At 60.4% G+C, this 3009-nt stretch carries 3 protein-coding genes; 1 reads left to right on the top strand and 2 read right to left on the bottom strand.

Annotated elements, in window-relative coordinates:
- Window positions 1-258 precede the first annotated feature (258 nt).
- Both mtgA and QZY06_RS15950 read right to left on the bottom strand, forming a co-directional pair.
- Complete coding sequence (gene mtgA / locus QZY06_RS15955; protein ID WP_295686055.1) at window positions 259-945, bottom strand: monofunctional biosynthetic peptidoglycan transglycosylase; 687 nt, start codon at window positions 943-945, stop codon at window positions 259-261.
- Window positions 942-1592 carry a trimeric intracellular cation channel family protein gene (locus QZY06_RS15950; RefSeq protein ID WP_295686054.1) on the bottom strand — a complete coding sequence of 217 codons (651 nt, stop codon included), beginning with the start codon at window positions 1590-1592 and terminating at the stop codon, window positions 942-944. Before QZY06_RS15950 ends, mtgA begins: the two co-directional genes overlap by 4 nt.
- A 118-nt stretch (window positions 1593-1710) precedes the next feature.
- Between QZY06_RS15950 and QZY06_RS15945 the strand changes: the two genes are divergently transcribed.
- On the top strand, window positions 1711-3009 hold a 1299-nt coding region (locus QZY06_RS15945; RefSeq protein ID WP_295686053.1), incomplete at its 3' end, for a hypothetical protein.

The raw sequence follows: 3009 nt of genomic DNA, 5'->3' as shown, positions 1-3009 counted from the left end.
GACATAAATCTGTCAAAAAACATAAAAAACACTTCAAACCATTGATATCAATAAATAAAGAACCTTGGTCAGAAATTAGGCGCAGGGCCAAAAACCCATGTGCGGACCGCTACTTAGCGGCGCTGCCCCGGCCTTGTTCACAGGCTTATCCACAGCTGCTGTGTGCGAACCGGGCTTCTTCTTAGATTTCAGTACTTAAGCCGGCTTTCTTCAAGTAAAGCGGAGATCCGCCCCTAATCGGTGCAGATCAATGCCACATCAATGCAAATCGGCCAGATAGTCGCTTCCAAGGGCTTGCATCTGGCCTTCGATCTGATTCGCTCGGCCAAGCACGTAGGCCGACGGCCGATCAACTCGGAGCCGCACCGGATTCGGCAGCACGGCGGCGAGCAGCGCCGCTTCGCTGCGGCTGAGCCGGGCGGCTGGCTTATGGAAGTAGAGCTGGGCAGCCGCTTCGACGCCGTAAACACCTGGACCGAACTGGGCGATGTTCAGATACATCTCGAGGACCCGTCGCTTCGGCCAGAAGGTTTCGATCAGCAAGGTGTAGCCAACTTCCAGCCCCTTGCGGATGTACGAGCGTCCGGACCACAGGAACAGGTTCTTGGCGGTCTGCTGGCTGATCGTCGACGCACCGCGCATGCGCCGCGAGCGCTTGTTGTGATCCAGCGCCTTGTCGATCGCTTCGAAATCGAAACCCCAGTGCTCCGGGAATTTCTGATCTTCGGCGGCAACCATCGCCAGCCCGGCGACCGGCGCGATGCGCTGCCAGGGCACCCAGTCATAACGAATCTCGGGCGCATCGGACGCGATCATGAACGCGCTGGTGAACGGCGGCACGATCCTCAAGATCAACACCTGCAGCACCGCCAACGCGGCGATCGCAAACGGCGCCAGCAGCAGCCATTGCCAGATGCGCAGGCGAGGACGTCGGAAGCGCTTCATGGCCGGTCATTCCGCTTGGGTGGCGGCGGATCATCTTCCGCCATGGTGTAGACCGGCAGCGACCAGTTCCAGACGATCGCCCCGAGCCGAAAGCCGGCGATCGTGACCATGCCGAGCACGGTTGCCGGCACGCGCTCCATGCCCAGTTCGAGTGCCGCGACGTACAGACTGGCGCCGACGATCACCGCGGTCGCGTAGATGTTGCCCTTGCGCAGGATCATCGGGATGTCATTGCACAGCACGTCGCGCAGCAGACCGCCGAACGAAGCCGTTATCGTCGCCATCATCACCGCGATGACGCCGGAATGGCCGGCACTCAGCGCCACCTGGGCGCCGGCGATCGAGAAGAACGCCAGTCCGAAAGCATCGGCGACCTGCAGGATCTGCGTGGGCGGCCGTACCCAGCGGGTATACGGAATGGTCAGCAGGGCCGCCGCGATGATCACCACGACGTAGAGCGGATCGGCAATCCAGAACACTGGATGGCGATCGAGCAGCAGATCGCGAATGGTGCCGCCGCCGGTGGCGGTGACCAACGCGATGACCACAACGCCGAGCACATCCAGCGACTTGCGCCCAGCCGCCAGCGCGCCGCTGACCGCGAACACGGCCACGCCGCAATAGTCGAGTAGATGCAGGATCTTCATGCGCCGCGCAGCTTACGGCGGGGCTGGCGGGGCGTCGACAAATAATGGTTGAAGCGCCGCCGCATCGCCCCTTACAGTGAGGCAAAGACAGCGCTAAAAGCGCGTTGGGGGAAATCAGATGGGTCGTTTGCTCAAAAACCTGCTTTGGGCGGGTAGCGCGCTGCTGTTCGCTGGCTGTGGCGGCGGTGGAAGCAGCGGCGATAACGTCACAGTGACGTTTGAAGATACGACGCTCGAAGCGTCGGGCGTCTCCAACGAATTTTCCATGGTCAACGTGGCGGTTGATTTCAGTTTCTCCTCCGTGCCGGACGCTGGCCTGTACATTTCCTTCGAGTTCACGCAGTCCGGCGTCACCAGTGTCGAATTCCGGGAGACCGGCGATACGACCGGCCAGATACTCGTTTACCTGAAATCGCCGAACTCGCTGGGCGCTGGCGTCTACAGGGACACGGTAAGGGTCGCCGTCTGTTTCGACGAGGACTGCGTCAAGCAGGTACGCGGTAGTCCGAAGACCCTCAGCGTCATATACACAGTGACCGATCCGACCACGCTTTCGGTGGACAAGAAGGAGTTCAAGGTAAGGGCCGGGTTTGGTGGGAGTGCGCCGGTAGTGTCCGTTCTGGCCACGCTGAGCGGGCCCGACGCTGCCATGACAAACATCCGGCTGACACGGGATTCGGCCGATTCCGCGTTCATTGCAACCGAGGTGGTGCAGCTGTCGGATACGCAGCGCCGCGTCGACTTTCACCTGGCCGATCCCGATGACGCGGCGGTTGGCCAACACTTCGGCAGTTTTTTTCTTGACGCCTGCCATGACCCGGAATGCTTGCGTCAAGCCGACAACGGCCATCAACGCATCTTTATCGACTATGCCGTCTCTCAGTTCGCGCAACAGGCGATGCGAAAGGTCCAGACCGGTGTCAGCGATGTGGTTTGGGACGCGGTTGCGCAGAAGTTCTATCTGAGCTTCCCGAGTACCGCCGCCAGCAATCGCAACAGCATCGCCATTCTTGACCCTAGCACCGGCAACCTCACCGCCTCCGTTGCCGCAGGCAACGAGCCCAAGCACATCGCGGTGTCTGATGACGGCACCTTTCTTTATGTTGCTTCAGGCGACACCGCTCAGGTGCGCCGCTTCAAGCTGCCCGCACTGACGCCGGACATCACGATCGATCTGGGCCGCAACCCGTCTTTCGGTCCGCGTCTCGCTTATGAAATCGCCGTCGCGCCCGGTCAGCCGAAAACGCTGGCCGTGAACTTCATCAGCGACAGCGCCTTGGCAATCTACGATGACAATGTTCGTCGCGGCTCAATGATCGGCGATGACGAATACTTCCCGTCCACCACCATCGCGTGGAGCGCTGATGCAACACATCTCTTTGCCTACTACGGTTACAGCAATTTTTTTGAACTGCAT

The sequence above is a fragment of the uncultured Nevskia sp. genome (assembly GCF_903885465.1).
Classification (GTDB): Bacteria; Pseudomonadota; Gammaproteobacteria; order Nevskiales; family Nevskiaceae; genus Nevskia.
This window is presented reverse-complemented; position numbering and strand designations above follow the sequence as displayed.